This window comes from Pedobacter sp. PF22-3 (genome assembly GCF_026239555.1).
GTDB lineage: Bacteria > Bacteroidota > Bacteroidia > Sphingobacteriales > Sphingobacteriaceae > Pedobacter.
The window spans coordinates 571,655-586,775 of the sequence record NZ_JAPIVP010000001.1; the positions used below are offsets into that span (position 1 = coordinate 571,655).

13 protein-coding genes are annotated in these 15,121 nt (G+C 36.3%); 7 read left to right on the forward strand and 6 right to left on the reverse strand.

Going from position 1 to position 15,121, the window contains the following annotated elements; genetic code table 11:
* Position 1 precedes the first annotated feature (1 nt).
* Together OQX63_RS02345 and OQX63_RS02350 are read left to right on the forward strand one after the other, a co-directional pair.
* Positions 2 to 619 carry a hypothetical protein gene (locus OQX63_RS02345; protein WP_265849285.1) on the forward strand — a complete coding sequence of 206 codons (618 nt, stop codon included), beginning with the start codon at positions 2 to 4 and terminating at the stop codon, positions 617 to 619.
* 62 nt (positions 620 to 681) lie between these two features.
* Complete coding sequence (locus OQX63_RS02350; RefSeq protein ID WP_265849286.1) at positions 682 to 1,806, forward strand: CofH family radical SAM protein; 1,125 nt, start codon at positions 682 to 684, stop codon at positions 1,804 to 1,806.
* A gap of 497 nt (positions 1,807 to 2,303) precedes the next feature.
* On the opposite strand, the gene OQX63_RS02355 is transcribed toward OQX63_RS02350, so the two are convergent.
* From OQX63_RS02355 to OQX63_RS02365, 3 genes are all read right to left on the reverse strand, one after another.
* Positions 2,304 to 3,941 carry a M57 family metalloprotease gene (locus tag OQX63_RS02355; protein WP_265849287.1) on the reverse strand — a complete coding sequence of 546 codons (1,638 nt, stop codon included), beginning with the start codon at positions 3,939 to 3,941 and terminating at the stop codon, positions 2,304 to 2,306.
* 219 nt (positions 3,942 to 4,160) lie between these two features.
* Entirely contained in the window at positions 4,161 to 5,006 is an 846-nt protein-coding gene (locus tag OQX63_RS02360) for a ferritin-like domain-containing protein (protein WP_265849288.1), read from the reverse strand.
* Between the two features lie 19 nt (positions 5,007 to 5,025).
* Positions 5,026 to 5,751: a ferritin-like domain-containing protein gene (locus OQX63_RS02365; protein ID WP_265849289.1), complete on the reverse strand. Its 726-nt coding sequence runs from the start codon at positions 5,749 to 5,751 to the stop codon at positions 5,026 to 5,028.
* 125 nt (positions 5,752 to 5,876) lie between these two features.
* On the opposite strand from OQX63_RS02365, the gene OQX63_RS02370 reads away from it, so the two are divergent.
* From OQX63_RS02370 to OQX63_RS02390, 5 genes are all read left to right on the forward strand, one after another.
* The gene (locus OQX63_RS02370) at positions 5,877 to 6,662 is read left to right on the forward strand and encodes a LytR/AlgR family response regulator transcription factor (protein ID WP_265849290.1); all 786 of its coding nucleotides are present in this window, start codon (positions 5,877 to 5,879) and stop codon (positions 6,660 to 6,662) included.
* Positions 6,652 to 9,657, forward strand: a complete 3,006-nt coding sequence (locus tag OQX63_RS02375) for a ligand-binding sensor domain-containing protein (protein ID WP_265849291.1) — start codon at positions 6,652 to 6,654, stop codon at positions 9,655 to 9,657. The genes OQX63_RS02370 and OQX63_RS02375 overlap by 11 nt, the downstream gene beginning before the upstream one ends.
* Positions 9,658 to 9,907: 250 nt before the next feature.
* Positions 9,908 to 10,474: an SMC-Scp complex subunit ScpB gene (gene scpB / locus OQX63_RS02380; RefSeq protein ID WP_265849292.1), complete on the forward strand. Its 567-nt coding sequence runs from the start codon at positions 9,908 to 9,910 to the stop codon at positions 10,472 to 10,474.
* A gap of 87 nt (positions 10,475 to 10,561) precedes the next feature.
* Positions 10,562 to 10,753 (forward strand): hypothetical protein, encoded by a 192-nt coding sequence (locus OQX63_RS02385; RefSeq protein ID WP_265849293.1) that lies wholly within the window; start codon positions 10,562 to 10,564, stop codon positions 10,751 to 10,753.
* A 72-nt stretch (positions 10,754 to 10,825) separates the two neighbouring features.
* Entirely contained in the window at positions 10,826 to 11,944 is a 1,119-nt protein-coding gene (locus tag OQX63_RS02390; protein ID WP_265849294.1) for a GNAT family N-acetyltransferase, read from the forward strand.
* Between the two features lie 289 nt (positions 11,945 to 12,233).
* On the opposite strand, the gene OQX63_RS02395 is transcribed toward OQX63_RS02390, so the two are convergent.
* From OQX63_RS02395 to OQX63_RS02405, 3 genes are all read right to left on the reverse strand, one after another.
* Positions 12,234 to 13,163: an EamA family transporter gene (locus OQX63_RS02395; RefSeq protein ID WP_265849295.1), complete on the reverse strand. Its 930-nt coding sequence runs from the start codon at positions 13,161 to 13,163 to the stop codon at positions 12,234 to 12,236.
* A gap of 72 nt (positions 13,164 to 13,235) precedes the next feature.
* A complete protein-coding gene (locus OQX63_RS02400) occupies positions 13,236 to 13,562 on the reverse strand; it encodes a helix-turn-helix domain-containing protein (protein ID WP_265849296.1) in 327 nt (108 codons plus the stop codon).
* A 77-nt stretch (positions 13,563 to 13,639) separates the two neighbouring features.
* Positions 13,640 to 14,992, reverse strand: coding sequence for a UDP-N-acetylmuramate--L-alanine ligase (locus OQX63_RS02405; RefSeq protein WP_265849297.1), 1,353 nt, complete (start codon positions 14,990 to 14,992; stop codon positions 13,640 to 13,642).
* Positions 14,993 to 15,121 lie beyond the last annotated feature (129 nt).

The window sequence follows — 15,121 nt, forward strand, 5'->3', positions numbered from 1 at the left end:
TATGAAAAATATAATTATCATTTGTCTGTTAGCTTTCGGTTTGGCTGCTTGCAACACAGCCACAAAAAACGAAGAAAAAATTGATTTTACTAAATCTTACGAAACTGCGGCCCTCGCACTAACCGATGCGCAATTAAATTATGATGCAGCTGTGGCAAGTAAGGATACCGCGAGAATAGCTGCTGCAAAAATCCAGTTAGAAACTGCCAAAATAAATTATTTAAACAGTAAAACCGATTACACTGCAAATGGTGGCACTGTAAAAGCTGAGGACGAGCAACTACTCGCCAAAGCAAATACATCTTTAGGTAAACCTGTTAATGACACAACCATAATAGCCACTGCTGCTGAAAAGTTTATAGATAGCACTAAAATTAATGCTGATAAAAAAGTAAAACAGGTCCTGGGCACTATTTCAACTGGCGAAAACAAGGTTAGAAAGGTTTCTGATGCAGTTGCTGCTGGTCAAAATACAGTTAAAAATAATGTTATAAAGGCCAATGAAGGTTTAAAAAAAGTTAACGACACCACAAAAAAGCGTTTAGAAGAAATTAAAAAGCAGGGAAATGACTTACTAAACCTCTTTAAACGTAAAACAGATACCACAAAAAATAATTAGGCTGCATCGTTTTTTTATAATCCTGTGATTATAGTGATACTAATTTCGAGTATTTTTGCCTTATGAATACAGCCGATTTACTGCAACGGGCATTACATTTTGATTTTTTAACACAAGAGGAAGGCGTATACTTATACCATCATGCCGATACTGCATCATTGATGTTTATAGCCAATGAGCTTAGAAAAATCCAAGTGCCGAGTGGCAAAGTAACCTGGCAGATCGACCGTAATGTAAACACCACCAACGTTTGTATTGCGAATTGTAAATTTTGCAATTTCTTCCGCAGGCCTGGCCATGAGGAAAGTTATATTACCGATATTGAAACCTACAAGGTTAAAATCGAAGAAACCTTTCGTTTAGGCGGCGATCAATTATTATTGCAAGGCGGCCACCACCCCGATTTGGGTTTGGCTTTTTATGCCGATTTATTCAAAAAATTAAAAGAATTATACCCAGATTTAAAACTTCATGCTTTGGGTCCGCCAGAAATTGCCCACGTAGCCAAGCTGGAAGGCATCACGCATACTGAAGTATTAAAAACACTAAAAGAGGCAGGAATGGATTCTCTTCCTGGTGCTGGTGCTGAAATATTAAACGATCGTGTAAGGCGCTTAATCTCTAAAGGTAAATGTGGTGGACAAGAATGGCTTGATGTAATGCGTGCCTGTCACCAATTAGATATCACAACCTCCGCAACCATGATGTTTGGGCATGTTGAAACGATAGAAGAGCGTTTTGAGCATTTGGTTTGGATCCGTCAGGTACAGAGCGAAAAACCAGCCGATGCAAACGGATTCCTGGCCTTTATTCCATGGCCTTTCCAGGACGATGGTACTTTATTAAAAAGGCTCCGTGGAATTAGCAACACCGTAACTGCTGATGAATACATCCGTATGATTGCTTTGAGCCGCATCATGCTACCTAACATCAAAAACATCCAGGCCAGCTGGTTAACCGTTGGAAAAACGACGGCCCAGTTATGTTTACATGCCGGAGCAAATGATTTTGGATCGATCATGATTGAAGAAAACGTAGTATCAGCAGCTGGTGCACCACACCGCTTTACGGCCAATGGCATTCAACAATCAATTAAAGCTGCTGGTTTTGAGCCACAGTTACGCGGACAAAAATACAATTACAGGGATTTACCAGAGCATTTAGAGGAACAGGTGATAACTTACTAAAAAATGTAAGAGGTAAGATGGTGAATGGGCTATGGAAACGATCATGCCGGTTATTAATCATCAATGGCAACCTGAATTCGATAATTATTTGCTAAAAATAGTGCTTTAAAGGCGATTGATTTCGCTCTATTCGTCATGCTGAATTTATTTTACAAGTAGCGCTAGCGTTTTCAATTGCCTTGTAGCTACTGCGTGGTCAGCATCTTTTTAGCATGAAAGACCCTGAAATGAATTTACTACGCAGCTTTCCGCTGTGCTACAGGTCAGGGTGACGACTCTGAATTGAAAATATCTTACAGGAGCCATTTAAAACTGGATTTTTAATCGAACTCAGGTTAGCAACAGATTTATTGGAGTAAATTTCTAATTCCATAATCTTGAAAGAAGTCAAGATAGTTCGCTTTTTTTATCGATCTTAAAGTCTAACAACCCTAAAAGCTGATAAAACAAAGGGAAGTACAACCTAGGTTCTACCTCCCTACCTTAAATATATTGCTTTATAGAGATAAATTTCTATATATGCCGCCATTCTTTTTTGCTACCCATGGATGACCAATTCCATCCATACCAACTTTATAACCTCTATAGCCCATATCATAAAAATCGTATCCAGTCCAGCGAAATAGTTGATAGTTTCCATTTGCATCTGCTGCACCACCAAGTAAAAATATATTATCAACATTATTTGAATATCCAATTGCCAATTCTTTGAAAACGATATTTTGTGAAGGTGTATCAAAATAGCTGTTGCCATTCCTACGAATTTTAAAATTTCCAGCATTATCAATAATAGCCATATTATAGTCTTTGCCCATACCAAATTTAACTGCTCCTAGAGAAGTCTCATCAATCCAATTTGTACCATCCCATCTCTTTATCAGGTTACCACCAAATGTCGCAGGTGTAGTACTTAGGATAAAAACTCCAGCATTACTTTGCGCAATTTCTAAAGCGTTTCCAGGTAATTGTACAGGAGTACTTCCATTTGTATAACCTTTAAAAATCTCATGATCAGTATTGATGTAAAAAAGACCATCAGTTGAGTTAGCAATTTTTGTCCCAAAATAATTATAAGAAGTTGAAGTATTATAGTAAGAATTGTACCAAACTAAATAACCATTTAAGCCTTCACCAAATGAAACAAAGTAAAAAATACTTTCAGATCCGCCTGCAGAAAATGATTCGGCACTTAAGCTCGACATAACCTCCCAAGTTCCAACTGCCTTAGGATACATTGTCCGAAGAGCAATTAGGTCATTACTTGTAAAACCTTCAAAAGAACCTAGAGATAAGCTGCCGTTCATATAAGACGAAGCATCGAAGGCTGCTGTGCCTGCGATTTGGATTTCATCCGAACCAGTACCATCTGTATGAGCTATACCTATAGTATGAGCCAATTCATGCGTAATCGCCACAACTTTTTGAGCAAGCGGCAAACTACCGTGGTTATTATAAATCCTGATTTGCGAACCAGGCACAACCACAAAAGTCCCCGGAGGCATAAATGCATAACGTGGGATTTGAGCATCAGCTATTACGGATGAATTCGAATTAGTTGTACCTGTTTCGCTAATCGTAATATTTTGACCTTCTGTTACAACTTTTATTTGTATCTTACTAATAGAGGTTAAGCTATTAAGGTTAAAGTTGCGTACAGCCTCTTGAGCAGCATCAATCCATTCTGGTGAGGTTGCATTTATTTTTACTTTTAAATTTGTTATAAACTGATTATCTACAATCCAAGGATTTTGATTCTGAACGTTTATGTATTGGCGTTGTTGAATTAAGTCTGGTCTACCTAACATCTTTCTGGATGAAAATAATTCCGCCAAGGTTAAATGCTTTTGATTTAAGGCTTTTTTCCCTGATTCAATTTCCAAAGCAAGTTTCACATCTTCTTTATAAATAAATACGTCGTTTTGTATAACAAATGATGTATCTGATAATGTAATGTCTGATTCTTTAACACCTTTTGTTGTACTTAGAAAACGAACAAGATATTGTAAACTGTCAGGAACATTTGATTTCTTGTCAATCCTGTTCTCGGTAGCACTTTCTATATTACTCTGTTTTTTACAGGAGAACATCAGTGCAATTGCAGTAATGTATAACGTTAATAAGATTTTTCTTTTCATAATTTTAAATTGAATGATTCATTTCACTAAATAACAACAATAGTCACACACATTGAAAGAAATACAGACAAATAAGACAACTTAAAGTTTTAAATAACACAATCATATTATAATTAACAATACAACTAAATCTTTTAAGTCAATAAAAAAGGGAAGCAGCCCAAACGCTACCTCCCTACCTTAAACTAAACATTACCTAATCAATAATGTAAATATTCTCTAAACTAATTTTTTACCAGTTCTGATAAATTGGTTTGCAATTGTTTTAACAGCTGCACCAGTTAAAAATTCGTCGAAACTTTCTGCTGCCTGAGTTTGTGAAGCTCCACCCAATCCATTAATTTCAATACCAGCCTGAATTGTATTTTGTTCTCCTGCATAAACTGCATCAACTGCTGCAATTCCGGTATCGTTACCGTTAGCTGCATAACTTATCCAAGGTTTTAAAGCAACACCAAGAGAAGCAGCAACCATTTGACGGATATGCGATGCGTGACGGGCTTCTACTGAGTGGATTTGTAAAGCGGTGGTTAAAACAGCATTGCCTTTTAAAATCGGCGCTTGTCCCTTATAGGCACGTACACCAGTATCTTCAAAAGCTAAAGCCACTTTTAAGAAAGTTTGATAGTTACTAAAAACATCTCCAAACGCTCCTCCAGCTGTAAAATCGAAATCAGCATCTACATAACCATCAGCACCTGTAATTTGCAACGCACTTTTTAATAAATCAACGTGAGCTCTTTCATGGGCTCTAATGGTAGTGATAGCTGCATTTGAAGCTGCAGTAGGGAAAGTGATGGTAGAATTTGTTAAAGCGTGGTTGTAATAATTGTATTCAAGATACTCCAATGCTAATGCAAAGTTTAACACATCGTTAACTGAACTAGGGTTTGTTTGTCCATAAGCTTTTTGGAACATTGAACCCAAAGCAAGCGGTAATGCCGCCATCGATATCTTTTTACCAACATTGAAAAAATCTTTCATTGCTGATCTGCGCGGACTTAATCTTTCATAGATCTCGCCGTCCACTTTTTCTATTTCGTCTAATATATTTAAGATATTCATGATTGTTGAGTTTTAAAGATTAAAGGTTGATTACGTTAATTTTGGTTTTTACATATTTTCCAGCGATTGCCAAAACTTTATCTGGAGTTAAAGCTCCATCTAATCCTGCTGAATTACTAGCTCCTAATGCTGTTAAGCTATTTAAATCAGCAAAACTTCCATTAGAAATCTGATCTCTAACCCACGCAGCGTGACGGGCTTCTACTGAAACAATTTTACCTGCTAAAACAAGATAATCGGTAGTAGTAATGCGTACACCAGCACCATTGTAAGCAGCAACACCTAAATCTTCAAATGATTGAGCTGCAGCTAAAACACCTGAAGCACTCGTAAAATCGATACTTGAAAAATCAACCTCTAAACTGCCGATTGCTGCAGTACTCAATGCTTTTTTAAAGAATTCTCTGTGTGCAATTTCATGAAATTGAACATCTTGAAAATATGCTTTCTGGGCAGCTGTGAATGCTGCAGGTGGTGCAGAAGCTACTTTAATGTAAAATGCAGCTTCTAATTGTTCCAAAGCATAGGCATAATTCAATACACCTACATCAGTTTTAAAATCCAGTGTTGCGCCACTCATTACTGGGTTATCGTAACCGCGATCTTTACTACAACCTGCAGCAACTAAAGCGATACCTGCAGCACCTGCACCTGCATACTGCAGAAAAGATCTTCTGCCCACACTTTTGTCAAACAAACTTTTCTCTTGAAGCTCGCTTTTTGTTTCTAGTTCATTGTTTTTCATAGTCATCTATGTTTTAGTGGTTTTGAATACGTTTGATGATACATACGTGACAATTTATATACTGGTTTTTTCGATTTGCATTTTTTTTTGTAAGACCATTTTAATACATTCACCAACCTATAGCTATGACTACATTAAAGGCCATTATTGTTGATGATGAAGAGTTTGCACGATCGTCATTATTTTTTTTACTGCAGCAGAATTGCCAACAGGTAGAAATTACCGGTATTGCAAGATCCGTAGCCGAGGCAAAAGATATTTTGGCTCATCACCCTATTGATCTTATCTTTTTGGATATTGCGATGCCCGGAGGAAATGGCTTCGAATTGATTCCTGAGGCGCAAAAACATCATGCAGCTGTTATTTTTACAACCGCCTATGATCAATATGCACTAAAGGCGATAAAGGCAAATGCGCTAGATTACCTGTTAAAACCAATTGATATTGATGAACTCAAAATAGCGGTAGACAAAGTTTCCCAACACATCAAATTATTTAAAAGCCAAAACGAAAATGATGAAAGAATCAATAATCTGGCTTCCAGTTTAAGTTCGAGATCAGAGATCAGGAAACTTACGCTTCCTTATGGTCAGGGGTTTAAAATGATTGATATTGATGATATCATCTACATTGAGGCGGATAGCAATTACTCTATTGTACACTTAAACAACCATGAAAAAATCACCGTTTCTAAAGTTTTAAGGGAGTTTGAAGAACTATTGCCAACCGATCAGTTTGTTAGGATCCACAAATCAAGCATCATTAACCTTAATCACTTAAAGGAATACAATTCTAAAAACGGACTCCAGGTTTTCCTGAAAAACGGCGAAAGCATCAATATTTCGAGAAGAAGGGCGAGCGATTTTTTTGAAAAAATAAAGTTATTTACCAAAGCAAACAGTGATCACTAAACCGCAAATAAAAATAAGAAGATTAGCGCAAAAAGCTATCCCGAAGCCCGGTTTCGGTCATGTTTTTATGGCTTTTTTATTTTTGATCATAGGTCTTACTGCGCCTCAAAAGCTTTTTTCTCAAACCACTTATCTCCCCCATTATAACGCTAAAAACGGGCTTGCCAGCAATAACTGTTATTACATTTTACAGGATAAAAAAGGTTTTATATGGATTGCTACCGATAATGGATTAAGCCGTTTTGATGGCACAAATTTCCAGAATTTCACCATAGAAGATGGTCTGCCCGATACGCAGATTCTTCAGATGAAAGAAGATAAAGAAGGCCGCCTATGGTTTTTTGCACTAAACGGTCAACTCAGTTATTTAAAAGAAGGAAAGTTTTATAACCAGAACAATGATGAACTACTTAAAAAGCTCAACTTCAATACCGTAATTGTTTCTTTTTTAATCGATCAATCAGGCCGGATCTGGCTCGGAACAAATGCTAACCTGATTGTTTGCTGGGATGGAAAAACCATTAAAAAATATATATCTCCAAATCAAAACGATAAGTTTATTAACGCCTTTATCCATGAAGATGATCGAGGTAATATATTTGCATATAGCGATTTAAGCGTGCAACAATTTAATGGAAAAACATTTTCCATGATCAGGTCAAAGGTGCAGCCGCTTTCTTATATGACGGCTACGAATAGCAGCCAAAGATCTTTATTTTACCTGGATAATGGCGGGTTAAAACAATTCAGGCACGGAAGTATCAACGATCTTATCCCCATTCCTCAAAACCTGATCAAAAACATGTCGGGGTATTTTTATTACGACGTTAGCAGCAAAGAGGTTTGGCTATCGAATGCCAATGGGGCCTTCGCGCTCGATAAAAGCGGCAAAACAGTACAGTATCTACAGGATATTTCGGTTAACCAGGTCATCAAAGACAGTAACCAGAACATGTGGTTTGCCACCAACCAGGGCATTTACATGCTGCCTAATGCAAATAACCGCTTATCTATTATTGATGCAGAATCTGGCCTGAGCAGTAATGTGATCAAAAGCATCACCAAAGACGGGAAAAACCGGCTATGGCTCGGTACCGATGATGCGGTAATCGATGTATTAACCATCAACAATTATCAGGTTAATGAAATTGGGTTAGACGATTTTAAAAAATATAAAACCATAAAACAAATTACATTTGATCCGCAAGATCAATCTATATATTTTGCATCTGATTATGGAATGGGTGTTTTCAAAAATATCTACAACAGCAGTAATGATGTGAGTTATTTAAAGGAATCTAATAACTCAATGTTCGTGATCAAACACTTTAGCGTTGCTGAAAATAATGATCATCTTGCCCTGGCCCTATCATCGGGTGTTGTTTTTTTATCAGACAGAAGAAATAAATTTGAGTTTAACGCTGCAAAATACCGCGAAAAAGAAGACTTTTTTAAAGATAGATCTTATCATGTTTTTTATGATCGAGAAGGCAATTTGTGGTTTTCAAATGTTAATGGACTTTCTCAATTTTCGAGGGGGAAACTGATAAAACATTATGAGAATCATCCCCTATTGACCAAAAGGATCAACGATATACAACAGCTTGCAGATGGCACATTAATTCTGGCTACAGATGGTTATGGCTTAATTTTTTACAAAAATAACCAGATTACCAGACAGATTACCCAAAAAGATGGCTTAACCAATAACATCTGCACCAAAATATTCATAAAAAACAATGAGATATGGGTATTAACCAATAAAGGCGTTAACAAAATAGCCAATTATCCGAATCAGCCTAACGTAGCCAATTTCGACTATGGGAAAGACCTTTTAAGTGATGATATCAACAGTTTGTTTATTGATGACAGCACGGCTTATTTTGCGACAAACAAAGGCCTGATTTTATTTAAATACAATAATAAAAACATTGTTAAAAACCTTCCAAAGGTCTATGTTACTTCTATTATTAAAGATAATGAACGTTTACCCGTTGACCAGGACAATTTTACTTTCGAAACGGGCAATAATACCATTCTTTTTACCTTTAGTGCAGTAGATTTTACCACCAGCGATATCACCTACCGCTACCGCTTAAATGAAAATTCGGCATGGGTAGAAACCCGTACCAGACGATTGGACTTCTCTTCGCTACAATCAGGCGATTATGTATTTGAAGTAAGCGCCAAAAGCCAGAATGGTAATTGGGGCCAACCTGCAAAAATCACTTTTACCATTAAAAAGCATTTTTGGCAAAGCTTATGGTTTTTATCCATTTTGATATTACTTGTGGCTTATATTTTTTACAAAGTAGCTGTTTACATTACCCGTAAGCAAAAAGATAAAGAGCAGGCACAACTGTTATTAAAAAACAAAGTACTCATGTTGGAACAACAGGCGCTACAGGCAATGATGAATCCACACTTTGTATTTAATGTGATGAACTCTATTCAGCATTATATTAATACGCAGAATACAGCTTCGGCTAATAAAGTTTTAACCGGATTTGCCAGATTGATCAGAAAAAATCTGGAGATCTGTACCAAAAGTTACATCTCACTGGAAGAAGAGTTAGAATACCTAAATCTCTACCTGAAACTGGAGAAGAACCGTTTTGGTGATAAATTGTCTTATGTTTTTAATGTGGATGTAGATATCGACAAAGAAGAAACTTTTATCCCCTCTATGCTATTGCAACCTTACGTAGAAAATGCAATATGGCACGGCATTATGCCAAAAGAAACCGGTGGCAAAATCCTGATCAACATTAAACTGATGGATGAATTCTATCTTAACATTGAAATTATTGACGATGGAATAGGAATAGACAACTCTTTAAAAGATAAAAAGGAAACACATATTAGTAAAGGCATGCAGCTCACTAAAGAAAGGTTACACCTTTTAGGTCAGATTGGAGCAAAACCAATACATTTAAATGTAAGACAAAATACTACAAATGGTACAACGGTATCTATTTCCATCCCGTTAAAATAGATAATTTACCGTTTACTCAATTATTAATACCACTCACTAAATAGAATCTTCATCGAACCTTGTTTAGCCTTAAACTTGTGTTAGAAATAAACGATAGTGTTTATCAAAGACGTTCTTATAGAATTGATATAGATATTTAATAACCTAACCTAAAACTATATCTTAATTCAGGTTTCATTTGTGTGTTGAAAGCGGTCTTGTTTTTAAAAGCGAGACCGCTTTTTTTATGTCAAAAATTTTATTTTTGTATATGCCCAATCCTAACATCGCCAGGCACATCGAAGCCCTTATATTTTCTTCCAGCCAAAGTATTGGTAAGCAAGAAATTATACTTGCCCTAAATGCTGTTTTTAATGAAGAATTTACCGAAGCACAGGTCTTCGAAAGCATAGCGCAGATTAAAGAAAAGTATAGCCGGGATGATTTGGCTATTGAATTGGTATTTTTAAATAATGGGTATCAATTTCTAACCAAAAAAGATTACCATGAAACGGTTAACCAACTGCAGTTACACCGCTCCAAGAAAAAATTAAGTCAGGCTGCTATGGAGACACTTGCCATTATTGCCTACCGCCAGCCCATTACCAAATTGGAAATTGAACAGATCAGGGGAGTAAATTCTGATTATTCGGTACAGCGCCTGCTTGAAAAAGAATTGATCAGTATTGATGGGAAAGCAGAGACGCCGGGCAGGCCTATCCTATACAGCACCAGCACATTGTTTATGGATTATTTCGGTTTAAATAATTTAAACCAACTTCCGCAATTAAAAGATATCGTTAAGGAGGAAAATTCTGTGGGAGAAAATTTAGAGTAAATAAATTAATTTATTTATTCACAGCTTGTTATTAAAAAAAGTTTTTTAGTATTTTTAAACTATAAAAGCAATTTTTATTTTTGTGTTATGACAGCGCCAAAGAAACTCCCAACTAAACCGACTGCCAAAAAACAGGCAGACGAAGATGATGATTTTGAAGATGAAGATGTTCAAACAATAAAAAAGAAGCCTCAGGATGATGACGATGATGATTTCGACTTGCCACTAGATGATCTTGACAACTTCGATAATTTTGACGACGACGACGACGATTTTTAATATTTAAAAAACATATATTTGAAAAAGCATCCGACCGCTTGGTAGGATGCTTTTTAATTTTAAAATCTGCCCATGCAAGTTATATCCGTAAGCACTTCATCATTAAAAAAAGACTTTCTAAACACGCCAAAAATCTTATACAAAAACGATAAAAACTGGATCTGTCCGTTAGATAGCGAAGTTGAAAATGTTTTTAATACTGAAAAGAATACCTTTTTTGCGCATGGAAAATGTACACGTTGGGTATTAAAGGATGATGCAGGAAAACTGATTGGTCGTGTAGCAGCTTTTATAAATGAGAAAAAAGCCTACCACTATGACCAACCAACAGGCGGTATGGGTTTTTTTGAATGTATTGATGATGAAAAGGCTGCCTTTCTTTTATTCGATACGGCAAAAAAATGGTTAACCGAAAACGGTATGAAAGCAATGGATGGTCCGATTAATTTTGGCGAAAACGATAGTTTCTGGGGCCTATTGGTTGAAGGCTTTACCCCTCCTTCTTTCGGCATGAACTATAACTTTCCATATTATCAGAATTTTTTTGAGAAATATGGTTTTATTACCGAGTACGAGCAGTTAACCAATCATATTAACCTGACCATACCTTTTCCGGAGCGTTTTACAAAAATTGCCAACTGGGTAAGAAATAAACCAGGCTACACTTTCGAATATTTCAGCAAAGCCAATTCCAGCAAATACATTAATGATTTAATGGAGATTTACAATGACGGCTGGCAGAATTTTGAAAACTTTGTTCCTATTAAAAGAGAAACCCTCGAAGAGAGTTTTAAAAGTATGGAACCTATCATGGATGAACATCTGATCCAGTTTGCCTACTTTAACGGTGAACCAGCATCGTTTGTAGTATTGATTCCTGATGCAAACCAAATGATAAAAGGTTTTAATGGAAAACTGGGGTTAATTGAAAAATTAAAGTTTGCTTACCGCCGCTGGGTAGGCGTTACCCGCATGAGGGCGATTGTAATGGGCACTAAACCTAAATTCCAAAAACATGGTTTAGAATCCGTACTTTTTATCAGGTTGGGTGAATATGTATTACCTAAAAACCAATACAAAGAACTCGAATTGAGCTGGGTAGGCGATTTTAACGAACAAATGATTGCCATCCATAAAGCTACTGGCGCAACCTTTGGCAAAAAGCATTTAACGATGCGTAAGGTATTTTAGTTATTCATCACCTTCATCGTCCTCGTTTTTAACGAGGATGAATGAGAATGGCGATTGTATCGCCATCAAAAACTACTATTTTCGCATTATAAATGCGGACCTCACTAATCCTCGTTATAAACGAGGACTATTTTTTTTATGCCTAGGTTCGTGTCTCCACGAACCTTTTTTATTTTTGCCACGGAGTCACCGCAAACACAGAAGAATTCAACTTCAAGCTTCTTTATTTTTACTTTACAGATTTCTCCATTCCGTTGCACTACAGTCGAAATGACGTTTAAGTTATAACTTACACACTTTTATATTTAGGAAGATTAATCAACAACACACTTCCTAAAATTATCACCAATCCAATTATCTGCGTTAAGCCAATCACTTCATTTGTAAAGGTTAAACTCAACAACACAGCAACAACCGGATTAACATAGGCGTAGGTACTCACCTGTGTAGCCGGACGCACTTTGAGCAACCACACATAAGCACTAAATGCTGCAATGGAACCGAATAAAATCAGGTAAATAATGGATAGCCAGGCATCAAGCGGGATACTGCTCCAATCAAGCAATTTAAATTCAGATTTTAAAAATCCTCCAGGTAAAAATACCAAACTGGCCATCAACATCTGCCACCCAGTGTTAACAGAAACTGAACTATCGGTAGTAGGATGGTATTTTGAATAAAGTGATCCTCCAGCCCATGCTATCGGTCCAAAAATAAGTAATACCATACCTAAAATCTGTAAATTACTTTGAGGTTTATCAAGTGCCTGTACAATCTGATTGCCAAATAAGAGTATCACACCTAAAAAGCCAATAACCAGTCCTGATAAGATATATTTATTGCTTAGGTTTTCCTTCCAATGCGATTTATCTAAAATAACAAACCATATGGCTGCAGAGGCGACCATAATAGCCACTAAACCACTGGGGATAAATTGCTCTACCCAAATTACAATTCCGGTACCTAAACCCAACATTAAAACACCACTTACCGTAGCAATTTTGATGGTTTTAAGATTAAAAATATCCTCTCCTTTGATCTTGCGCCAAGTAAGCATTAGTATACCTGCAATAGAAAAACGGAATGCACCTAAAATGAAAGGCGGAAAACCAGCCAGGGCTTTCTGAATAAAAAAATAGGTAGAACCCCAAACAATATATACGATAGCAAAAGCCAGGTAAATCATTACCGGCGACACTGCTTTATTTGAATTTGTCATTTCCTTATTTTTAGGAATTACCAATTTATTGCTTTTTTAAGGTTCCATCATCATGGTTATTCAAGCCATATTTTATATCCCAAGCTTATCGTATAGATCAATAACCTTTTTGCGGAGTTTATGAATTTCTTCTTCCTTTTCAATCAGTTCTTTTTTAAGCGCAATGAGTTCTTTTGAGCTATCTGATTCTGATACTGCTGATTGCCCTGTAATTAATTGTATTACAGGAACTTTAAACATTTTGGAAATCTGGAGTAAACGGGAAATATTGATATCGGTTTGTCCTGTTTCGATTTTACAAAAAGCCGGGGTAGAAATATTCAATTTTTTAGCTGCATCGGCCTGGCTTAATCCCAGGGCCAATCTACTTTGTTTGATATGATCGCCTATGCTTTTCATCTTTTTTAGATTGGGATATTAGACGTGAGATAAGAGAACCTGAATCCGTATCATACCTAATATCTCACGTCTCATATCTATTTATCCAAAGCAGCCGCCAGTTCAGGCAGATCGAAACCTGCATAATTACCAGAACTCATCATTAACAGATTGGCATCTTTATAATTTAAGCTCAACAAATAGTCTTTAAGCTTTGCTGCATCATTAAAAAACTTCAATTTTGGATTGCCAAATGCCTGTTGCACGTTGTCTTCAGAAAAAGGCTCCATCCGCTTCTGTTCAAATGATTTAATATCAATAAATACAATGGCTTCATCAGCTTTATCCATCGCACCTGTATATTCTTTAAGAAAATCTTTGTTTAAACTGCTAAAAGTATGTAATTCGATACAGGCTACTAATTTACGGTTGACAAATTGGGCTTTAACAGCATCAATAGTTGCTTTTAGTTTTGATGGTGAATGTGCAAAATCCTTATAAACATTGGTTGATTCATCAGCTGAAATAACTTCTAAACGTTTAGCAGCACCAGTAAATGAAGCAATAGCCATATCAAAATCGTTTTCACTGATATCTAATTGTTTACATACCAATTTAGCTGCATTCAGGTTCATCAGGTTATGATCACCAAAAATCTTTAATGCCGTTTCTTCCGGAAGCAGGTAAGTTATACCATTTCTGATTTCATGTTCGGGAATTGCATAACCGATTTTTGTAACATCAGCTTTTGAATTTAATACAATGTCATTCAAATCTGCATCGGCTTTACAGTAAATCAATGTTCCCTTGGGTTCGATGGTATCGATAAACTTATCAAACTGCAAAGTATAATCGGCATAAGTTGGAAAAACATTAATGTGATCCCAGGCAATGCCACTAATTACAGCAACATTTGCTTTATAGAGATGAAATTTTGGCCTTCTATCAATCGGTGAAGATAAATACTCATCACCCTCAATAATCATCACAGGCGCTTCTTCGGTAACTTTTACCATAGTTTCGAAACCAGCCAGTTGCGCGCCAACCAAATAATCGAAATCGTGTTTATAATAATTAAGCACATGCAAAATCATACTGGTTATGGTTGTTTTACCATGACTGCCACCAATTACTATACGCAGTTTATTTTTGCTCTGCTCGTAAATATATTCAGGATAAGAATAGATTTTAATGCCCAGTTCCTGTGCTTTCAACAATTCCGGATTATCGATACGGGCATGCATACCCAAAATTACCGCATCCAGATCTTTTGAAATACGATTTTCATCCCAGCCCATTTCAGCCGGTAATAAATCATATTTATCCAAACGTGATTTTGCTGGTTCGAAAATCACATCGTCTGAACCTGAAATCTGATAACCTTTTTTATGTAAGGCAATGGCCAGGTTGTGCATGGCACTCCCACCAATCGCTATAAAATGTATACGCATATTTTTTATTTTAAAGGAGATTTTAGATGTGAGATGCTAGATTTGAGAGAAGAAATATTAGATGTGGAAACAAAACTAAACCTTAATCCCTAAACCTTAAGCCTTACACCCTAAACCTTATACCTCATA